The sequence below is a fragment of the Mesorhizobium sp. M7A.F.Ca.US.006.04.2.1 genome, from assembly GCF_004022915.1.
GTDB classification, from domain to species: Bacteria; Pseudomonadota; Alphaproteobacteria; order Rhizobiales; family Rhizobiaceae; genus Mesorhizobium; species Mesorhizobium ciceri.
Genome location: NZ_RZQA01000991.1, coordinates 1 through 2,077, shown reverse-complemented (window position 1 = coordinate 2,077; position 2,077 = coordinate 1). Strand labels below are relative to the sequence as shown.

The following is a 2,077-nucleotide window of genomic DNA, read 5'->3' as shown; positions in this document are numbered from 1 at the left end:
ACGGCAAACCGTCCATCGGCCTCACCATGTTCGGCGTCACCACGCCTTGCGTGACCGCCATCGCCGACCAGCTCCGTTCCGGATATGACTGCATGGTCTTCCACGCCACCGGCACTGGCGGCCGCAGCATGGAAAAGCTGGCCGACAGCGGCTTGCTGTCCGGCGTCGTCGACATCACCACGACCGAAGTCTGCGATCTCCTGTTCGGCGGCGTGCTGCCGGCGACGGAGGATCGTTTCGGCGCCGTCGCACGCACGGGGCTGCCCTATGTCGGCTCCGTCGGCGCGCTCGATATGGTGAACTTCTGGGCGCCTTCGACCATCCCGGAGCACTATCGCGACCGGCTGTTCTACGAACACAATCCCAACGTCACGCTGATGCGCACCGCGGCGGACGAATGCCGTGCGATCGGCGAGTGGATCGGCACCAGGCTCGCCCGCTGCGGGGGGCCGGTGCATTTTCTCATCCCGGAAAAAGGCGTCTCGGCGCTCGACATCGAAGGCGGCGCCTTCTTCGACCCGGAAGCCGACGCCGTTCTGTTCGATGCAATCGAGCGCACCATCAAGCCCAACGGCAAGCGCCGCGTGACGCGCCTGCCGCTGCATATCAACGACCCGGAATTCGCAAGGGCTGCAACAGCGGCCTTCCTCGACATCGCCAGACAGTGAGAGACCTCAAAAAATGCCCGCCATACCGCGCAAGGACATCTTGAAGAAATTCAGGGGAATGATCGACAAGGGCGTGCCGATCGTCGGCGGCGGCGCCGGCACCGGCCTGTCGGCGAAGGCCGAGGAGGCCGGCGGCATCGACCTCATCATCATCTACAATTCCGGCCGCTACCGCATGGCCGGGCGCGGCTCGGCCGCCGGCCTGCTCGCCTATGGCAATGCCAACGAGATCGTCAAGGAAATGGCCTATGAGGTGCTGCCGGTGGTCAGACACACGCCGGTGCTGGCCGGCGTCAACGGCACCGACCCCTTCGTCATCATGCCGCTGCTGCTGGCAGAGCTGAAGACGATGGGCTTTTCCGGCGTGCAGAATTTTCCCACCATCGGCCTGTTCGACGGCAGCATGCGGCAGAGCTTCGAGGAGACCGGCATGGGCTTCGGCCTCGAGGTCGACATGATCGCCGAGGCGCACAAGCTCGACCTCTTGACCACGCCCTACGTCTTCAACCCGGATGAGGCCCGCGCCATGACAAAAGCCGGCGCCGACATCGTCGTCGCCCATATGGGTGTGACGACAGGTGGCTCGATCGGCGCCACGTCGGCCAAGTCGCTCGACGACTGCGTTCAGGAGATCGACGCCATCGCCAATGCCGCGCGCTCGGTGCGCAAGGATGTCATCCTGCTTTGCCATGGCGGCCCGATTTCGATGCCCGACGACGCCCGTTACATTCTCTCCCAGGCCAAGGGCCTGCACGGCTTCTATGGCGCCAGCTCGATGGAACGGCTGCCGGCGGAAGCCGCGATCGCCAAGCAGACGGCCGATTTCAAGGCCGTCGCGCTCGGCGGCCAGAAGACCACATTCAAGAAAAAGAAGGGATGAGTGAGATGACCGACAAGAGCAAAGTGTTCGTGTACCCGAAGGACGTCAGCGCCTTCGGCTTCGACTGGGGAAAATTGGCGCTGACGGTGGCGCCCGAAGTGAATGGCGCAACCCGCTTTTCCGGCGGCGTCGTCGACCTGCCTTCCGGCAAGGGCCACACGCGCCACAACCATCCGGGCGCGGAAGAAATCATCTTCGTCATCTCAGGCCATGGCGAACAGATGGTCGAGGACGAGAGGGGCAATCCGATGGTCGAGAAGGTTGGCCCCGGCTGCACCATCTATGTGCCGGAAAGCCGCTTTCATTCGACGCTCAACACCGGCGACGGGCCGATGCAGCTGTTCGTCGTCTATTCGCCGGCAGGACCTGAACTGGTTTTGCGTGAGCTACCGGATTTCAGGTTGATCCCGCCGGGACAGTGATCTTTCCTCGGTTCCGGCTCCCTCCTCTCCCCTCGGGGAGAGGTCGGATTGCCCCGAATTGCTTTTCCCGGATGGCAATCCGGGTGAGGGGGCAGCAGCCTCAATAC

The 2,077-nt window shown here is 63.7% G+C and carries 3 protein-coding genes; all 3 read left to right on the top strand.

The window, feature by feature from the left end; translation table 11 throughout:
* Positions 1-668, top strand: a 668-nt coding sequence (locus EN925_RS33290) for a Tm-1-like ATP-binding domain-containing protein (RefSeq protein ID WP_206633064.1), incomplete at its 5' end; no start/stop codon positions are given.
* Between the two features lie 13 nt (positions 669-681).
* On the top strand, positions 682-1,548 hold the full coding sequence (locus tag EN925_RS33285) for a phosphoenolpyruvate hydrolase family protein (RefSeq protein WP_013529491.1): 867 nt from the start codon (positions 682-684) through the stop codon (positions 1,546-1,548).
* Positions 1,549-1,553: 5 nt separating this feature from the next.
* Entirely contained in the window at positions 1,554-1,970 is a 417-nt protein-coding gene (locus EN925_RS33280) for a cupin domain-containing protein (RefSeq protein ID WP_127369167.1), read from the top strand.
* Positions 1,971-2,077: the final 107 nt, after the last annotated feature.